Source organism: Pseudomonas sp. SDO5532_S415 (assembly GCF_054071155.1).
Genome location: NZ_JBSVWS010000039.1, coordinates 1 through 19,100 on the forward strand (window position 1 = coordinate 1; position 19,100 = coordinate 19,100).

Genomic DNA, 19,100 nt, shown 5'->3' on the forward strand with positions numbered 1-19,100 from the left:
GTGGCGGGGCACAAATGCCATGAGCCACGTCAACCCCCTGTGGGAGCGAGCCTGCTCGCGAAGGCATTCTTCCAGACACATCCTGCTAAAAGCCTGTCTCACCCTCTGGCAACCACAGGACTAGCCTTCTGAATGACTTAACCATGCAAGGGGCAACGGAATGCCTGATTTATCCGCTTCGCATCGTCTGCGTCTCGGTCGTTTTACCGAACCCAATCGGATCTACCTACTGACGACTAATACCCTTGGAAGAGAGCCTGTATTCAACGACTTTGCCTTGGGCAGATTGGTCGTCGCTCAGTTTCGTGCCGCACAAGATCTGGGTCATGCCCATTCATTGGCCTGGGTGGTCATGCCTGATCACTTTCACTGGTTGATCGATTTGCAGCGCGGATCATTAAGCGAGTTGATGCAAAGAACCAAATCCTTGAGCACCAAGGCGATCAACCGGTTCACTGGCCCACAGGCAAGTCTCTGGCAGCAAGGCTTTCATGACCGAGCACTGCGCCGTGATGAAGACCTGGTAAAAGTGGCCCGGTACATTGTCGCAAACCCGTTGAGGGCGGGGCTGGTCGATAAACTGGGTGACTACCCGCTGTGGGATGCCATTTGGGTTTGAGCTGAAACCGGGTTGCCTTCTTCGTCGGAACGCCGCCCGGAGCCGGCTCGCGAAGAGGCCGTCACATCCAACATCCCAGCTCACTGACCCACCGCCTTCGCGAGCAGGCTCGCTCCCACAATGGACGGTGGCGGGACACAAATGCCATGAACCACGCCACCCCCCTGTGGGAGCGAGCCGGCTCGCGAAGAGGCTGTCTCATCCAGCATCCCAGCTGACTGACCCACCGCCTTCGCGAGCAGGCTCGCTCCCACAGTGGCTTGTGTTAATTCTCGGGTTTTGTGGAAATGAACAATAATCCTCAGTACCGCTTGTGCAGCGGACCGGCGTCATTGTGCTTGCCGGCTGGCAGCATGGGGGCATTGGAACTGGAGAATTCCCATGAAAATCGTGATTGCCCCCGATTCGTTCAAGGACAGCCTGAGTGCCCAAGGCGTGGCCGATGCCATTGCCCTTGGCCTGGCCGAGGTCTGGCCCGATGCGCAGTTGATCAAATGCCCGATGGCTGACGGCGGGGAAGGGACGGTCGAGTCGGTGCTGGCGGCGTGCGATGGCCAGCTTCGGCATGCCGTGGTGCAAGGGCCGCTGGGCACGACGGTCGAAGCCGCCTGGGGCTGGTTGCCCCACAGCCACACCGCGATCATTGAAATGGCCGAGGCCAGCGGTTTGCAATTGGTGCCGGTCGATCAGCGCGATGCCTGCATCAGCAGCACCTTCGGCACCGGTGAACTGATCCGCGCGGCACTGGATGCCGGCGCGCAGCGCATCATTCTCGCCATCGGCGGCAGTGCCACCAATGACGGCGGTGCCGGAGCGATGCAAGCCCTGGGCGTGAAACTGCTCGATGCCCAAGGCCTGCCCCTGGCACCGGGCGGCCTCGCCCTTGCGCAGTTGTTTCGCATCGACCTGAGCGACATCGATCCGCGACTGGCCAATGTGCGCTTCGACATCGCCGCCGATGTGAACAATCCCCTTTGCGGTCCCCACGGTGCTTCAGCGATTTTCGGCCCGCAAAAAGGTGCCTCGCCCGAGCAGGTTCAACTACTGGACCACGCCCTCGGTCACTTCGCCGATCACTGCGCAAATGTGTTGAGCAAGGATGTACGCGACGAGCCCGGTAGCGGTGCCGCAGGCGGTTTGGGTTTTGCCGCCAAGGCGTTTCTCGGTGCGCAATTCAAGGCAGGTGTCGAGGTGGTGGCGGAGTTGGTCGGTCTGGCGGATGCCGTGCAAAATGCTGATCTGGTCATCACCGGCGAAGGGCGTTTCGATGCCCAGACCCTGCGTGGGAAAACGCCCTTCGGCGTCGCACGGATTGCCCGGCAACAGGGTGTTCCAGTGATCGTCATCGCCGGCACCTTGGGCGAGGGGTATCAGGCGTTGTACGAGCATGGTATCGATGCCGCGTTCGCGTTGGCGAGCGGGCCGATGACTCTGGCACAAGCCTGCAGTGAGGCGCCTCGCCTGTTGCGTGAGCGGGCAAGCGATATTGCGCGGGTGTGGCGGGTGGCAGCACGCAGAGCCTGACTCATTACATCAGTCAAAGAGATCAATGTGGCGAGGGAGCTTGCTCCCGCTGGACTGCGCAGCAGGCCCCTTCTTTTTGGGTAAGAGGGGGCCGCTTCGCAGCCCGGCGGGAGCAAGCTCCCTCGCCACAAAGGCTCCGGGTAATTGCGCTTAAACAAGCAATATGCAGCGATTTCAACGTGGGAGTTTGCACGGCCTTCACCCGGGTACCTGTCAACTTTGACAGTATCGCGTTTCAAAAAACCGGCGCTTAATTCCTCCAGGTCTTGCGACCGGGCAGAACGACAAGCGCTTAGCAGTGTTTAGCCATGGGTTGGACTGCCAGAGAAGTTTGAGGGCCATGACGCTGTTCATGGTCGAACTGAAACGGATTTGGAGAGACACACATGGCCAGTTCATTCCAGAAACTGACTGCCGAGCAGGTGCGGGCCCGTTATCGTCAAAGCTTCCCCCGGGCCGATCTACTGAAACCCACGATCGTTGATGCCATGGATGACACCGGATTAATACACAGCAGCAAGCTTGACTTCGCGTTGAACGTAACAATTCCAGAGTGGAGTGAACGACCACCCTTTCCGGGGCCGGTCAATGTGTTGAGGATGGAGTGGCTGCTTCCCTCTTCAAATCAATGGCGAGATTTCGGTGACCCTGAAGATATTCCAGGGCCCATTGAGGCGCCCGACCTCGACTTCCCACTGGAAAGGAGTATCCCGGTTGACGTATTCAGGGATCACGAAGGGCCGTTTGAATTTCGTTACCGCGTAAAAAACTGGAATAACGCAACCGAACGAGTATCAGCGACGGCCCCGGTGCTGCTCGATAGATCCGGGCCGGTCTGGGTCAATCCGCTCACGGCCATGATCGATATCGTTGAAAAGCCCGTGATCACCGATGCTGTTTTGGCGCGAGACCTAGGGGTCTATTGCATCATCCCGGATTTTGTCGAGGCTAACAGGGTTGATGTATGGGTCAAAGTGTACTGGATGACCAGGCCGCCGTTGCCGACGGAGAATATTGCCGATTTTCAAGTGCTTTCCATCCAGCTTCCTCCCGATCGCAAAGTGCTGATACCTGAGGATGTGATCAAGGGCTATGGCTCCAAGACCCAATTCGCAGTGGCCGTCCTGTTCGATAAGGCAGGTAACCCTGGTGAACGGTCGCTTCCGGCTACCGTACCGGTTGCGCTGGGTACGCTGCCCAGTGGCTTGCAGCCTTGCACGGTACCTCTTGCCGAGGACGCCGAGACATTGATTGATCGGGCCGACGCGGCTTATCCAACCGAGGTTCACATCAAGGAGTACACAGGATGGCACGATAGTCATGGCGTACAGATTTGGTGGGGGGGGCACAAGCTTCCCATCACATCTGTTGGTGCACACAGTAAGTGGCCACTGAAAATTCCGGTGCCCTGGTCCATCATGTCACTCGTGTACGACTTTGACTCGACCACGCATGTACAAGATATCGATGTCGACTACCAGATTCTGGTAGGCGATTACCCCTTTGATTCGCCGGGTCCCGTCAATATCAATACGGACTTCGCGATTCCCAAGCCGGGTGACCCTGACCCCGATCCGATCGATATCAGTCTGAACTTAATTGAATTTTTGAGTTTCAGTGGCAGCAGTACCGAATTGACACTGAGCGATATCGATGAAGACGCAACCGTATTTATCGAACTGTACGATGACCCTGAGATCGGCGTTACCTTTACGCCTCGCTACAATGGCGTTCCCCTCCTGGCGGCCCCGTATGAAGTCAATGGAAGTGAAACGCCAAACCAAAAAATACCCTTCACCGTGACGTGGGACGAAATCAAACAGTTTCCAGTCATGGAAAACTTGCCGATTGATTACACCCTGACGCATCCAGACTTCATTAACCCGCAGCAATCACTTCCTACCCACATCGATGTGCTCGTTGAAACCGTCCAACATCCTGATCCGCAATTCCCGGAACTACCGGGCGAGCCGGCGAATTTGATCAACTGCAACTTCCTGCGCGAGAAAGGTGGGGTATGGGGCATTATCATGCACATTCCAAAATCGACCTATTTGAAAAAAAATACAGCGGTAGAGCTTGAGTGGAAAACTTATGAGCCCGGCGGTACGGTAATAGCCATTCACCCCGAGACGCGGATTGTTTCCCAGGAAGAGGAAGATAACGGTCTCGATTGGCTCGTACCTCATGACAAATGCCTGAAACCGACGTATCCCGATTACAGTTATGGGGTAGGCAAGATGAAATACACAATCACCGTACGCGGAACTCCTGTGCCATCCACCACAGTTGAAAGGTTCATTGCCGTATTTGAAGCTGACGGCGGTGCGGGCAACATGAACTGCAAAATCCCAAGACCTTGAAGCCATTTAACAACAGGCAGCAGGAAGAGCGCATTTTCCTGCTGCCGGTCATTGAGTGTGGCCAGATTTCGGAAAAGTCCTACAGACGCATCTTGGAGTTCTGAATAACTTTGCCGCCCCGGTTTGTAGGGCAAAGCCATCAGCCCTGACGAACTCCAGCTCAATGACTTTGTGGTGCTTGATGAACGCTAGACGAACCTTTGCCTTACACCCTCTTTCGGCTTCCTTGAAGTGGATGACGCTCTTGCCGCTGTTGCTGACCAGTACTCACTCGCTGGCAAGAATCATTGATGGTGGCCTGCCGGTGCCTATTGACGGCAGTGCGCCCGCCGAATCGTACTTGTTGCGAAATGCGGCGCATCTGGTGGCCAATGGTGCGACCACTCACAATATCCGGGCTGAATCCAATTCTTCCGTGACCCTGAATGCCTCGACGGTGACCTCGGTGACCAGCAACGTCGGCGTCGAGTTGGTCGACAGCAATGCAACGATCACCGGCAGCAGTGTGATCGGGAACAGGGAGGGGCTTTCTCTTGGTTCCGCCGCTGCTGCCCCGGTGGGCTCCATGGTAACAGTGACTGACAGTCTCATTTCAGGGGGAAATACCGGTATTACAGCCGGTGACCTGAGCGAGTTGACCCTGAATCGATCCGTGGTCACCAGTGGAACCACCGGGCGGGGGCTTCAGCTTGCCAATGGTTCGGTCTCGGCAACGGCCAGTACTATTCGTGGCGGCGACAATGGGGTGCTTTTCGTGCCCAGCGGCAGTGTCGGCACGCCCGGACGCCTGGTACTCGACAGCACCCTTGTGCAAGGGCAAAACGGTGCGGCGATTGTCGTCAATGACTTTGGCCTGGCACCTGTTTCAGCCACGATCGAAGTGAACAACGGCTCCACGCTGGTGGGTGGTAACGGGCGAATCCTGCAAGTCGATGGTGTATCGACGGCCAACCTGACGGTTGATAACAGCCAGCTGGTGGGTGACGTCGTTGCGGGCTCCGGTGCCAAGGCCAATATCACCTTGCAAAATCAATCGACCCTGACCGGTCGTCTCGAGAACGTAAGCCAACTGACCGTCAACAGCGATGCCCGCTGGGTGATGGTCGGTGATGGCAACGTCGCGAACATGGAACTGAACGGTGGTGCCGTGCAGTTCGGCAATCCGGGCGAGTTTTTCAAGCTGACGCTGGGCAATCTGTCGGGCACCGGCGGTAGATTCTCGATGCACACCAACTTCGGTCAGATCGATACCCTGACGGTCACCGGGACCGCGACCGGTAATCACAGCGTTGAAATCGATGCCAGCGGATCCGAAGCCGTGGCTGCCGGCGCCATTCCGGTAATCCATATCGCGGCGGGTGACGCAGAGTTTTCGTTGCGCGATGGTCCGGTCAACCTGGGTGCCTACTCCTATGAACTGATCAAGCAAGGCAGCAACGACTGGTACCTGAACACGGCAACAAAGGTTATCAGCCCTGGTGCGGCATCTGTCGTGGCGTTGTCCAATGCCGCCCCCACAGTCTGGTATGGCGAGCTCACGACATTGCGCAGCCGCATGGGCGAAGTGCGGATGGACAGCGGCAAGGCCGGTGGCTGGATTCGCGCCTATGGCAATAAATTCGACGTCGATGCCAGTTCCGGCGTGGCTTACCAGCAAACGCAGCAAGGTTTTTCGTTTGGCGCTGATGCGCCCGTGGGTGACGAGTGGCTGGTGGGCTTGCTGGGCGGCTACAGCCGATCCGACCTGAACCTGAGCCACGGCACCAGCGGTACGGTCGACAGCTACTACGCCGGTCTTTACACCACCTGGTTGGCTGCCAACGGTTATTACTTCGACGGGGTAGTGAAGTTCAACCACCTGCGGAACGAGTCTGACGTGCGCCTCAGCGACGGCAAGAAAACCAAAGGTCAATACAACAGCAATGCCGTCGGTGCCTCCCTGGAGTTCGGCCGGCATATCAAATTGCCCGACGACTATTTTGTCGAACCGTACACCCAACTGTCGGGTGTGATCGTTCAAGGCAAAAGTTATGCGCTGGACAACGGCCTGACGGCCGAAAGCGATGACACTCGTTCGTTGCTGGGCGAGGTCGGAGCGACCGCCGGACGCAACTTCATGCTGGGTGAGGGCAAAGTGATCCAGCCCTACATTCGTGCGGCATACGTGCATGAGTTCGCCAAAAACAACCAGGTCAAGGTCAACAACAACCTATTCAACAATGACCTGTCCGGTTCCCGCGGCAAGTTGGGCGCCGGGATTGCGCTGACCTTGACCGACCGGGTCTCGCTGCACGCTGATGTTGAATACAGCAAGGGCGACAAGATCGAGCAGCCATTGGGTTTCAACATCGGGGCGCGCTATAGCTGGTGATCACACCGAAAGAGACGGCGGGGGAGGCGATGCCTTCCCCGATTTTCTGACTTTAACATCGGCCTTTTGTGGCCTGTGACTCAGGTAAAAACATGACGATGCAGTTTTAAACAAACCCGCCGCAGACCCCTGACAGGAAAATGTCCCGGCGCACCACTGGATGAGGGAATTATCATGCCCAAGCATTCCGTACCTGCCCATAAACCTGAAAACCTTCCAAAGCCCAGAGTCCTCGGAATCGTGCCTCCGGTTGAGGGGGGGGAGGAGAATCTGTTGCCCAAGGATGGGTGGCATAACCCACTGCGTGCCGAGTTTGATTGGTGGGACGATCCATCGCCATCACCAGTATTCGCCGATATCGTCCGGTTTATCTGGAATGGTGACGAAGCCAATCCCGTTGCTGAAAAGCGATATGACGGGAGCAACTTTCCAAATCCCCCTTCTGATCTCTGGCTGGAGGTTCCGGTCTCTCGATTGGATGAAGGGATTCATACATTGTATTACCTGTTCAAGCACTGGAATGTCTCAACGTGGCGGCCATCGGCACCTGTGACCATCACCATCGATAAAACAGCCCCTGTACTCGCGACATCCAGCAAACTGATTTTCCCTTCTGCCGTTCTCCCCCCCAACAAACTCGACGCCCGCTATCTTGAGCTAAACGGCGACCAGGTAAAGGCCAACCTTCCTGCCTATACGACACCCAAGCCCTGGGACCGCATCACCTGGTTTTATGGGCCAACGCCAGGCACGACGAATCAGGGTGGGGTCATCGAGCTTAACGATTGTAACTACGCCGATCCCGTTGTCCTCACGATTGAAGGTCAGTTCCTACGGGACAGGGGGAAAGGCTTTCGGTATGTGAGGTATCAGGTACAAGATCGCGCAGGTAATGTGCGTATAAGTCCCGACTTTGTTGAGCTGGATGTTGATGCTGTGCCGATTCCGCGGACCCTGCCACCGTCAAAGGTCAAGGAGGCCAACGGCGGTGCAACCAGCGGCGTGTTGAAGCCAACCGATGCGGTTAATAATGGTGTCACGGCAACTATCCCGCCCCTGGCAACCATCTATGATGGCGAGCGAGTGTTTGTGCAATGGGCGCTGGAGGGGACGGTGGGCGCGTTCCGAACCGACACGCCGGTGACACCAGGATCGCGGGAGTACAAGATCCCGGAAACCAAAATAGCCCAGCATTTGGGCAAGAGTCTGCCGGTGAGATATGAAGTGTTCGAGCCGGGCGTCGAGTTGCCGCATAAATCGCAACCTTACACTTTACGGGTCGAGGAGTTGGTCGGACTTCCTACCGTTCAGTGCGACAAGGTGTCGGGCGGAAAGCTGAGCCTGGCCAGTCTCATCACGGGCTTCGCTGATTTCACCCTCGAAAAGTGGAGCTTCATGGGCACCGATCAGTTCATCACTGTCACGGTTGAAGGAATCGACGCCAGCAATGAAAAACTGATGATTCCCGTCCTCACGGAGTCCCCGGTTCCGCAAGTGGCCCAAAAGATCCCTGTCGGGCAAATTTCCAAAGTCAATCTGCAGCGGTTCAAACTTAACACCGGGATTGATGTGAAGGTCAAAGTCAGCTTCGATAACAAGCAGACCTGGAAGTCTTTCCCCATATTGCAGCCGACACTGATTGCGTGAGTCCTGCGTGCTTCAGTTAACGGGTTAGCCTGCCAGGGCAAACCCGTTTTTCGTGTTCGGCGCATTTACTGGTAGGTGATTGTGAAGCTCAGTGCACCTTTGGCCAGGCCCGGGCGAACCGCTGCCGAGGGTTCGGTCTGGTAGAAACGGGCGTTGAACTTGAGTTCAGTTTCGCCTGGTACAATGGGGATGATTGGCGCTTGCGTGGCAAGTTCCACTGGCGCACCGTGATTGTCCAATATCTGAATCCCGACACCTTGTGCGCCCGAATCGCTGGTCAAGCTGAAAATGCCATCAGTGGTCGGGCCGATGGGTGCCGACCCCAGGATGCCGTCGAGCCGGATGTGGGCCTTCGCAACGAAACCTCCCCCCGTGCCGGTCTCGCATTGGCTCAACGTGATCGTGAAGGGTACTGGCGTAGTGGTGTAGCCGGGGCCGGTGAAGTCAGCCTTGTCCCATTCGCCGAGCTCAACGGGGTCGGCGCTGACCGGATTGGCGCCGACGCTGCATTGGGCCGTAACAATGGTGCCGATAACGCCATATCCGAACACTTTGCCCAGATCGGTTACATGACCACTGAACAACTCGCGGCCATCCAGCGAGTGGTGGCCAGGGGCCAAAGGTCCGGTTTTCACCAGGGTGATGCGATTGGAAAGACTGCTGAGTTGTATCGGGGTCAGCAGATTTTTGTCGTTGAAAGCGTCATAAGGCACGGTCGCAACGCCGATAGGGGTAAAGGCGTTGGCAGACACACCATTGAGTGGAAAGCCCAGTTTTACTCGTATGCCTACACCGGGGATGTTGGTTTGCATGACTTTGCCGGTGACATCCTCGCCGTTGATCGGATCCAGTGGGCCCGCAAAGATAGGGGCTGTGGCACGGGCATGGAAATCCAGGCGTTTGGTGCCATCGTTACGGCATTCGATGGCCTGGCCTGCGTTATTGGGCGTGGAGTGATTGACGTCAACGGTGCCGATGATGGTTCCGATGCGCGCATCCCGTGGAACATACAGGGTTCCCAGGTTGCGCTGGTAGCTCATCATTGCCGGCCCGCCCGTGCTCCAGGTGCAATTACTGGCCATCGCCAGGGGGGCGATGCAACTGGCGGCCAGCGTTGCTCCCCGCAGCAGGCGGTGAATCGAAGATTTCATTGTGTATTTCCTCGGGGATAGTCGATGACGTCTGTCGCCTCAGGTTTGCTCACAGGCATGTCAGCTCCTGCATTCGGTAGCCCTGGACCTGTTCCATGTTGCCGGGGTCGATACTCAGCCGGCATTGCGCATCGCTCTGATCGCCCCAATGCACGTCGAGTGTCCTGGGTTCGGTACTGGTGGACAGCATGACCTGGCCGGCCTGGCCGACGATTCCCATGACAGTGCCGTCGACATCGCTGACTTGAGCACCGAAGGGCAGTGGGTGGCCCTGCGGTGTGCGCCCGGTGATGATCAGACGGTTGACCGTGCGTGCCGGGAAGCTGGCTTTGACCACTGCGCCGCGTCGGGGCACGACTTGGGTAGTGCCATTTTCGATTTCCACTTCGGGACCCAGACTGTCCGTTCGCAGCGCCACTGGATTGACCCGGTAGGGCTGCAAATGAGGCATCAATGCGTAGCCACGACTGTTGGTCAAGACGCCGGTGGCATTCATGATGCCGACCCCGGCAATCTCCGGTACTTCGACCAGGGCAGAGGTTTCGCCCAGATAAGGCCCTGCCTCCAGACCGTCGGCATGAAGCAGCAGCGCACCGCTGGCATTGACTGAAACACTGCGGTAATCCTGGCCCTGGGTCAGCCCGGCGCCTATGCTGCCCAAGGATGTCTGATAGCCGACAGAAAGCGCTGCTGCCTGTTGGCTGTTTTCATCGTTACTGACACTGACACGGTAATTGAGCCGGCTCTCGTCGACACTGCCACCGAGGCTGGCACGCTGGCTGTAGCGGTCGCCATTGTTCTGAACATCGAAAGTCACGTTGCTGGAACGGCCAAAATTCAGTGGCAGCGACGCACTCAGGCCGAACTGTCGATCGGTGCCGCGCGTGTTACTCAGCGACTGTGAGGCATACAGGTTGTAACTCACACCCTGGAGTTGGGTGTTGAAATTGAACTGGAACTGACGTTGTTGGTGATCGCTGCGTCAGTAATCCTGATGGGACAGGGTCAAACTCAACGAGCTGCGACTACCGACTGGCTGATAGATCGAGGTTTCCAGGCGGCTGCGTCGGCTGCCGTGGAACGTCGAACCCTGGCTGCGTTGACGCACGGCCTCGTCGAAATCCCGATAGCCTTCGGTGGAGTAGCGATAGCCGGCGAAACGCAGGTGGGTTCTGGTCGCGAAGGATTTGCCGTATTTCATCGCATAACTCATGCCTTGAACCTGTTGCACATCCTGGGTGTCGATGTCGGCGTCGGAGCGGGTGACGTCCAGAGCCAGCGCGCCGATCGATCCCAGATCCCTGGCTAAGCCGAGTGTGCCGGCACGGTAAAAGTCACTGGCCATCAGGCCGCCGTACACCGTCGAGTTCCAGGCGGTCCCCATGGCCAGGGTGCCTTGCCAGAGCAAAGGTTCATCGAGACTGCTCGTGGGGTTGTAGCGGCCCACTGCACCGCTGTAGCGCCATACGCCTTCACGCAGCAGATTGCTGATGCTCGCGTAGGGCTGGGTAAAACGTCGAACCTGGCCGTCGGCTTCGGTCAGGATAATTTCCAGTTCGCCACCGCCGCCGATGGTGCTCAGGTCATCTATTTCATAGGGGCCGGGACTGACGTAGGTTGAGTAAATCGGGTAACCGTTTTGCAGTACCTGCAGCTTGGCGCGGGTTTGTGCCACGCCACGGATGATCGGTGCATAACCTTGAAGGGCGTCGGGCAACATGCCCATGTCCGAGTTGATCAGCAGACCTTTGATCGGAACGCTGCGCAAAACGTCGCCGCCGGTGAAGGTTTCGCCCAGCGTCAGATTGGCGTGGGTACCGGGCAGGTCCCGTTGCGCATAGGTGTAGGCTCTGGTCCAGACGCGCTTGCCTTCTGCGTCCTGACGCATCGACTGGTTGCTGCGTAAACGCCAGGCACCCAGATTGATTCCGCTGTTCAGGTACAGGTCGTCACTGCTGTTCCTGCCCCCAAGCCGGCTGGTCCCTTGCTGCGCCGAGACCTGGTAGCTGACGAAGGCGGCGTTGATGCCGTAGTCCCAGCGATCGGGATCGACACGGCCGATGACATCTCGACGCATGGCGATTTGTGGAATGGAAATCCCCAGCAACAGCTTGCCGGCGTCGAAGTCAATCTCGGCACCGGGGATCAACGCAAAGAGATCGACGCAAGGACCGCGCAGCAACGTCGGATCCGCCAGGCTGTCGAGCCGTACACCCAATTCTTCGAGCAGTTCGGATGACAGGCAAGGCAGCAGGCGATTACTGTTGGCGTCAAGTTCGAAGATCAGCTCGCGCTGACCGAAATAGCGCAGATTGACCTGGATGTCTACCCGGTAACGTCCCGGAGCCAGGCCCTGGTTGTTGGCCAGGGCACGCAGGGCCAGGGCGCCGGCATCGCCTGCATGGGCGGGGTTCTGACGCATGAATCCGCTGTGGAATTCCATGGATTGGGATGCCAGCGTCGGTCTGATATCCAGCAGGAGGGCACCGGTGCCGCCAATCAGGAGTAACTGCGCAAGGCGCAGGCGTGCACGCACGGCCGCGCGCCCGCGGTCGGGTAATGAAATCATGGTTATTGTTCCTGGCAGTTAGTGCGGGTGCACTGCCTCAAGGGGCCAGTTGGATCGGCAGGGTCAAAGGCGTGGTGTAACCGCCATAGTCGTTTATCGCCGAGAACACGACCTGCAGGTTCTTGCTGGCTTTGATCCCGTTCAGGGCGTAGGTCTGGCTGTTCATGGGTTCCACCATGACGGCATTCGCAACGGCATGACGCTGACTGCCGCCCGTCACTTCAAGGCGGGCGAAAGACACATGGAAAGGGGTTGGATTATTCACCACGAGTTGGGGCTGGCCACCGACAGCCTTTATCGACCATTGCAAGTCTTTGAGGCGGGCGACGGGGTTTTCCTTGAGTTGGCTGGGGCGATAGAACAGCTTGATGCGGGTGCGCAGTGCGATGTTCAGGACATTGCCGTCGCCTTCGGTGTGGGCTTGCGGAATTTCCTGCACGTTGAAATAGAACAGCGACTCGCGATCAGCAGGCAATGAATTGGGCAAACCGTTGATCTGTACTTGCTGCTCCTTGCCGGGGTTGAGCCGGAACAGGGGAGGGGACGGGATGAATGGAACAGCCGTGGTGTCATCATCGCTGGCTGTATTGACCCAGGTTTGCACGGCGAACGGCCGGTTGCTGGGGTTGGTGATGATCACCGAGGTGCTGCGCTTGTCGCTGTCGAATACGATGCGCGTGGCGCCGACGGTCAAAGCCGCCTGGGTGGCGGGGACATGCGCGGTCAACATGAGCGCAGTCATGCAGACACCGGCAGCAAGTCGGCAAACAGCAGGTTGTTGGGAAAGGCCGAACATGGGGTATTTACCTTTTTACACCAGGGTGAGCAGCGAACGCCCGGACGTATCGAAAAGTCGCTTGAACACGACGCAAACAGCGCCGTGTTCAAGCGGGGCAGGGTGGCTATCAGTTGATGGCTACAATGAACTGAACGTCGGCGGAGGCCGCACCCGCTGTCACCGTGGCGGCGGTGGACCGGTAGTAGGCGTTGAAGATCATGTCAGTCGTGCCGGAGTCGTTCAGTTCGTACTCGGCGGACGCTGTGCCTGGCTTGAGCGGCCCGCTCTTGTCGTGAAGCGAAATCACTACGCCTTTGGCGCCGTCATCAGTGGGGGTGACGGTGAAGTAGCTGCCCGTCGAGTCCGCGGCGCCGTTGAATGTGACAGTGGCTTTGTTGTCGGTTGGATCGAAACCGCAGCCAGGGCCGGCAGCAACGCGCAGACCAAAGCTTTTGCCCTTGTATTCCTGGCCAATGGCGGTAAAGCGGCTCGCGTCAATATTGCCCATTTTCACCTGGCTGCCTGTCGAACCATCTTCCGGGTTGATGATTTGAATCGGGCAGGTGCTACTGGTGATGCGGCCTTCGAAGTTGATGGTGCCGGTGTTGGCGAATGCGGAAGTGCCAGCCAGTGCTGCGGAAAGTCCAAGGATAAGAGCTATTGGATTTTTGTACATGATGTGTCCTTAGTTGTTTAGTGCCCGTAAATACAGGGTGTATTTATGTTGTTGATTGCACTGGGTAATAGAGTTTGTTGTGTTGTGTTGCGATGTCATGACGGGGCGGGATTCTAGAGGGGTTTTTCGTATTTAAATAGCTATCGGAACCGTCGAGATGTCGACGTGGTCTGTAGGATTTTTCGACAAATTTGTTTGATGCGTAATCATTATTTATAGTTGGTTAATCAGTTGTAACTGCGTATTTAGATTTTAGAGTTTCTAATGAGGGAAATGTACAGCCAAGGGAGGTGTGCGTCAGGAGTATTTTGAATGATGAGTTGATTTCAATCAGTAATGGGTGGTTTGGGGGGGCTCTGTAATTACGAGGAATAGCTGTAATTGCAAAGCCCTTTAGCAGTTTCTTATTTACGTATAGATGTGTTTGAGTTGCCTATTATTTTAAAGGTTCCACTATCATCCGTCTTGGTTATCGACATCCCTGCATGCGCAACATCTATTTCAGATTTAGAGACTCGCGCACCAGTAAACATTATTTTATTGGGCGCATTAGTTGGTTTAGGTGCAGGAGGTTTCGGCTGCGACGCTTGCGGAGTTTTAGAGGCAGCACTACTCTGTGTAACAGAGCTATTCGGCGCGACTCTTGCTGGCCGCGGTGGGGTAAGTGGGCGGACGGATTGTCGATTAATCGTCTGAATTGTCTGTGTTCGAGCTCCAGCGACATTACTGGACAAACCACTGCCGGTGACCGCAGCATTTGTTGCACCCCCAGACGAGTTCTGGACACTTGATAAAAGCCTCGGTAGGTCCTCCCCCACTTCCTTCATTGCCGAGCTTGCAACTCTCGTCATAAACGAATCAAGTGCGCCTGCCCCCACCGAAGGTATTATCGACGCAAGCCCCAGATACATCGCCCATTTACCCGCTTCCTCGTCCCCGTTCGCGGTGCTCACTGCTTGAGCGGCTGTAGCCCCGCCACTCATTACGGCGGCGGTCGCAAGTGCTCCAGCTTTAGCAAATAAAATCGGAGCGAGTGGACCCGCGCCGGCTGCTGCCTTGAAGGCTTTGACCGCTGCAAAACCCGTATAAAGCGCAAACACTGCTCCTACCGCCACAAACGTCCATGCTAACCAACCACCCCCCCCCCCGGACGACGGAGGGGTATAGTCTTCATCCGGATGCCTCAACCTGCCGCTCCAGCCAATTGCCTCGTGCCCCGTGGGGTCGCGCAGGGCGATCGGGTTACCCCGGCAATAACCATAGGGATTCACACCGCCGCTGCCGAAGGGGCTTAGCGAATCCCGAGTATGAAAGCGCATCAACACCGGGTTATAAGCCCGGTAGCCCTTGCCCAACAGATACCACCCGTTGTCCGGGTCAAGGAATTCGCCGTTGAAGGCCAGCCGGCTCTGTGGTGTGTCATCACTGTGGCGCTCGCCATAGGCGCTGTAAACGGATGTGCGCAACGTGTCCTGCTGACTTTCAGCCACCACGGTGTCGTTCGCGTTTGACTGCAGGAGCAAGGTTTTGGAAGTGTCCCCTGCCTGTTGTTGTCCCAGGGGCTGACTCTCGTTGTAGAGGAAGTGTGTCTGCTGTTTATCCTTGACCACCGCACTCAATTGCAGGTCCTGATAGAAGCGCAAGGTCTCCAGATGGCCTTCTTGTGAGGTCACCAGTTGGTCGTTACTGTCGTACCCGTACTGATTGACGATCGGCCCCGAAGGCGTCTCGACTTTCAGCAGGCGACTCTGGCTGTCGTAATACAGTCGCTGTCCGCGCTCATCATTGAGCAGATCGCCGTTGGCGTTATGGCTGAATGTCGGATCCCCCGTCGCCCTCGATGGGGTATAGGTGACTTTCTCCAACAGAAAGGGATCATTGCTCGCGTATTGAAAGCCCATCCGTTCGTCGGTTGAACCGTCCGCGAATTTCGTCCGCACCAGAATGATGTTGTCCACTGCATCGAAGGTGAAAATCTGCTCGCTGATTGGCCGGCCTTCGCTGTTTCTGGGCAAGGTCATGCCCGAGCATCGATGGTTGGTGAGGCGGCCGCGAACATCGTACCCGAATGTTTCCTTGAGCAGGCTGACCGCGCCTTGTCGTAAATGTCGACTCTCCAATTGACCGTCAAGCAACCAGGTCTGCTCTTGAATGCGTTCTGGCTGCGTGTTCAATTTCTGGGTTCGACGGACTTCATGTCCCTGATCGTCATATTCCAGTTCGGTGACCAACACGCTGTCGGCGGCCAGGTCTTTAGTGGTGGTTTTACACAGTTGGCCCAAGGGGTCGTATTCGAACGTGGCTGTGAGTTGACCCTGATCGATACGCTCCACCCGACCGAAGTCATCATAATGATGCACAGTGTCCAGCCCATCGGAATCTGCCGACTTCAAGTCGGTTCGTTTCAGCAAACGGCCTTGCAGGGAGCTTGAATATTGGGTGTTCCAGGCTTTTCCTTGTTTGTCGATCCAGCGCTCACTGAGCAACTGGTTGACCTTGTTGTAGGCGTACTCCCTCGTACCTTGTTCATTGTGTGCACAGGTAAGGCGCGCGCTGGTCGGGTCATAGTCGAAGCCAGCCGTTTCGTCCCGTGCCCGAGTGCTAATGGGTTGGTCAGTCAGGCGCAGGTTATAGTCGTATACAACGGGATCGCCCGCAGACGTGGTCTTGCTGCGGACCTGCATTTGGCCGCCATCGTAGAAGTAACGCTCCGTGCACACGCCGCTCGTGAGCCGGGTCAGGCGTCCAAGTCCGTCAAAGTCTTGCTCGCCCGCGGTATGGGTCTTGCCGTTGCCGATTACACGCAAGGCCACCGGTAATTCCGCGGCGCTGTGTACGGCAAAGTCCTGTTCAACGATGTCGTTATTCGGCAGGGTCGTTTTGATCACCCGTGACCATGGGTCGTAGTCAAATTTGGTGATACGTTTGTACGCGTCGCTCGTTTGGGTACAGCGACCCAGTCCGTCATATTGATAAGTTTCAAAAGAAACTTCCTGTTCCGTCGCATCAAGCACCCGCGTCCGCACTGGTTTGCCGAACGCGTTGAGCCAGGTTTCGTTACGAGCGCTGATAATGGGATTTGGTCCGGCGCTCTGGAGCCAGCTACGTATGACCGGCCCCTTCCAGTCCGCAGTCCCGATCGGGTCGATACGTTGATGCGATTGGACATGATCCGGACCGGTTGCCGTGCATTGCTGCGACCAGTCGTCGTACTCGAAACGGGTGATCAAAGCCTGCTCTTTACCGTTCAACCAGTCGTATTCGGTGCTTTCGATCAGCTCCCCCCGCGCGTTGTAGCGTGCCGAACTGGTTCGCCGGTACAGGCTCGGATCGTCACTGTCGACATTATCGCGCTCTACCAGGATTGCGCGACCGAGCCCGTCATGGACGGTGCGCGTCTTGACCTGCCTGGCATTGATGATGATGTGCTCGGCCGGTTCTCCATGGACGGTGCTGAGTGTGTTTAGATACTCGCGACGGGCTTCGTTGGGCGTGTCGTACGCCACAATCTCACTGGTCAGCTGATTCATCGCGTTGTAAGCGTATTGGATTTTTACATCTCCGTCCTGGTTCAACAGTTCCTGCCCGGTGACCAACGAATGCCGGACGGTGGTGGTTTTGGTCGTGCAATCGAAATCACTACGCGCGGTTTGTTTGGTTTCCAGCACGGGTACGCCAAGTTGAGGGCTGTCGAGCCGGCAGTATTGGAAATCAATGAAGCTGGACGTGCCATTCATGGTCAGTTTTTGCTGCGAGACACGGCCGTGCTGGAAGGCATCGTCCGGGTCTTCGATGTACTCATATTCCGTGCGCTGCAATTCGGTTTCGCCGCTGGCCTCCAGCTGCACCAGCGTCTCGCTTTCAACGGTTTTCCACTTTGGTAACGGACTGCCGGTCAACGGCTCCAGGGATTTATAGGTGTAGCGCGTACACAGTGTGGGCGCCTTGCCATTGGGCGACGGCGCCGGCGTTACGGTACGGTCCTTGAGGTGGCGCACGAAGTCATCGGCATCGGCCGCGGGGTACCAGGTGCTGATTTCCGTCACGCCATTGGCCTGGGTCTCTGTCAGCAGGTTGCCATGGGGGTCGTAGGTGCTGCTGACGGTTTCGCTGCGCTGGCGCATTACGGTGCCGTTTTCCACCTGCGCCCACGTGGTTTTGACCTCAAGGGGCAATTGGCAGTAGGGGGTCTGTTGCTCGAACGGTACGTTCGGGGTCAGGGCGTAGGTGGTCTCGACAGTCTGCACGTGGTCGTTCTGGGTCGTTGTTTCCCTGGTCTGCAAGTGGAACTGGTTGAACACCCGTTCGATGGAGCGCACCGGTTCATCGTCGACATAAAGGGTTTCAACGCTGAGGTATTTGTAGGCACCGATGTGCTTGTAGAGGTTGTCGAGGCCGCCGTCGTCCCAGGCGATATTGAGTCCGCGGCCCACGAAATTGTGCTCATCCTTCGAATAGCTGTAGCGGACATCGATCTTCGTGTCGGGCTGGTCGTCGGGATAAGTACGGTGGTGGGTTACCCGCGGTAGCGGCGTGCGACCACTGCCCTGCGGGAACTGATGACCGAGGTCTTGATAGAGGATTTCCTCGCGTCCGCCCGCGGGGGTTTCCACTGTGCGGATGTACAACTGATGGTCGATTGGCGACACCCAATAGCCGAAGCGCCAGGACGCCCCGTTTTCGGTGGGCAGCGTTATCTTGCTGACATATTTATCGGAGCCCTGCAGCGTCATGACAAAGCGTGCCACGGGGTCACCATCGGGACCGTCAAAAGGGTACAGCCGTATATCGACCGAAGAATTGTCGCGCTTGACCGCCAGCAACGTCCGGTCCGAGTCATCCTTGATCGATTTCAGGATGTAGTGCGAGTCCCTGAAGTGGGTGTGTTCAAGGGTGATACTGTGCCCTTCGGGAGCATAAATCTTCTCGGGCAGGGCTATCCGGTTCACGCCGCTGCCATGCACTTTAAGAAACTCGACGACGCCGGACTTGTGATCCACCCGGAAATGTTCGTCGTCAATCCTGAAGAAATGGAAGCTGTCGAGTTTCTTCTCCTTCATCACCAGCTGGTTACCGCTGGTACCGGTGACCTTGAAGGTTTCGCCGGTACTCAGCGCTAGAACATTGTTGCCGGGCGTGTATTGCGACAGTGACACATTCCAGCCCCGGCCGTAACCCGTGTCCAACGTGTTGAGCGGGCTGTAGTTCAATCCTGTACGGAAACCCGGGCCGCGCAAATCATTGGTTTGAATGTCAAAAAAGTTAATTGAAAACTTATAAAGACCAGTACGCGGATCAACCCCGCCTCGCGCGGAACTCATGAATGAAAGTGCGTTGGAATGCACCGAGGAAGTAGCAGCCATGGGTGTGAACCTCGTTTTCGGGGAATAGAACCGGTCGTG

Annotated in this window: 9 protein-coding genes and 1 pseudogene; 5 read left to right on the forward strand and 5 right to left on the reverse strand. The window is 56.9% G+C overall.

Annotated features, from left to right (window positions below):
• Positions 1 to 160: 160 nt before the first annotated feature.
• The 5 genes from ACW9HW_RS12155 (at position 161) to ACW9HW_RS12175 (ending at position 8,524) form a co-directional block, all read left to right on the forward strand.
• Complete coding sequence (locus ACW9HW_RS12155) at positions 161 to 619, forward strand: REP-associated tyrosine transposase (RefSeq protein WP_095194757.1); 459 nt, start codon at positions 161 to 163, stop codon at positions 617 to 619.
• A 381-nt stretch (positions 620 to 1,000) separates the two neighbouring features.
• A complete protein-coding gene (locus ACW9HW_RS12160; protein ID WP_457400010.1) occupies positions 1,001 to 2,143 on the forward strand; it encodes a glycerate kinase in 1,143 nt (380 codons plus the stop codon).
• Positions 2,144 to 2,529: 386 nt separating this feature from the next.
• Positions 2,530 to 4,506, forward strand: a complete 1,977-nt coding sequence (locus ACW9HW_RS12165; RefSeq protein ID WP_457400012.1) for a hypothetical protein — start codon at positions 2,530 to 2,532, stop codon at positions 4,504 to 4,506.
• Positions 4,507 to 4,687: 181 nt separating this feature from the next.
• Positions 4,688 to 6,877, forward strand: coding sequence for an autotransporter outer membrane beta-barrel domain-containing protein (locus tag ACW9HW_RS12170; RefSeq protein ID WP_457400014.1), 2,190 nt, complete (start codon positions 4,688 to 4,690; stop codon positions 6,875 to 6,877).
• Between the two features lie 174 nt (positions 6,878 to 7,051).
• Positions 7,052 to 8,524, forward strand: coding sequence for a hypothetical protein (locus ACW9HW_RS12175; RefSeq protein WP_457400015.1), 1,473 nt, complete (start codon positions 7,052 to 7,054; stop codon positions 8,522 to 8,524).
• Between the two features lie 65 nt (positions 8,525 to 8,589).
• Here the strand turns inward: ACW9HW_RS12175 and ACW9HW_RS12180 are convergent, their stop codons facing one another.
• From ACW9HW_RS12180 to ACW9HW_RS12200, 5 genes and pseudogenes are all read right to left on the reverse strand, one after another.
• Positions 8,590 to 9,675 carry a fimbrial protein gene (locus ACW9HW_RS12180; protein ID WP_457400016.1) on the reverse strand — a complete coding sequence of 362 codons (1,086 nt, stop codon included), beginning with the start codon at positions 9,673 to 9,675 and terminating at the stop codon, positions 8,590 to 8,592.
• 49 nt (positions 9,676 to 9,724) lie between these two features.
• A pseudogene (locus ACW9HW_RS12185) lies at positions 9,725 to 12,244 on the reverse strand (fimbria/pilus outer membrane usher protein).
• Between the two features lie 37 nt (positions 12,245 to 12,281).
• Entirely contained in the window at positions 12,282 to 13,040 is a 759-nt protein-coding gene (locus tag ACW9HW_RS12190; protein WP_457400018.1) for a fimbrial biogenesis chaperone, read from the reverse strand.
• Positions 13,041 to 13,149: 109 nt separating this feature from the next.
• Entirely contained in the window at positions 13,150 to 13,698 is a 549-nt protein-coding gene (locus ACW9HW_RS12195; protein WP_457400019.1) for a fimbrial protein, read from the reverse strand.
• A gap of 404 nt (positions 13,699 to 14,102) precedes the next feature.
• Complete coding sequence (locus ACW9HW_RS12200) at positions 14,103 to 19,061, reverse strand: RHS repeat-associated core domain-containing protein (RefSeq protein WP_457400021.1); 4,959 nt, start codon at positions 19,059 to 19,061, stop codon at positions 14,103 to 14,105.
• Positions 19,062 to 19,100: the final 39 nt, after the last annotated feature.

Excerpts from the sequence above, each read along its gene's own strand:
- ACW9HW_RS12155 (WP_095194757.1), top strand. The coding sequence starts at position 161 with ATGCCTGATTTATCCGCTTCGCATCGTCTGCGTCTCGGTCGTTTTACC.
- ACW9HW_RS12160 (WP_457400010.1), top strand. The coding sequence starts at position 1,001 with ATGAAAATCGTGATTGCCCCCGATTCGTTCAAGGACAGCCTGAGTGCC.
- ACW9HW_RS12165 (WP_457400012.1), top strand. The coding sequence starts at position 2,530 with ATGGCCAGTTCATTCCAGAAACTGACTGCCGAGCAGGTGCGGGCCCGT.
- ACW9HW_RS12170 (WP_457400014.1), top strand. The coding sequence starts at position 4,688 with ATGAACGCTAGACGAACCTTTGCCTTACACCCTCTTTCGGCTTCCTTG.
- ACW9HW_RS12175 (WP_457400015.1), top strand. The coding sequence starts at position 7,052 with ATGCCCAAGCATTCCGTACCTGCCCATAAACCTGAAAACCTTCCAAAG.
- ACW9HW_RS12180 (WP_457400016.1), bottom strand. The coding sequence starts at position 9,675 with ATGAAATCTTCGATTCACCGCCTGCTGCGGGGAGCAACGCTGGCCGCC.
- ACW9HW_RS12190 (WP_457400018.1), bottom strand. The coding sequence starts at position 13,040 with ATGTTCGGCCTTTCCCAACAACCTGCTGTTTGCCGACTTGCTGCCGGT.
- ACW9HW_RS12195 (WP_457400019.1), bottom strand. The coding sequence starts at position 13,698 with ATGTACAAAAATCCAATAGCTCTTATCCTTGGACTTTCCGCAGCACTG.
- ACW9HW_RS12200 (WP_457400021.1), bottom strand. The coding sequence starts at position 19,061 with ATGGCTGCTACTTCCTCGGTGCATTCCAACGCACTTTCATTCATGAGT.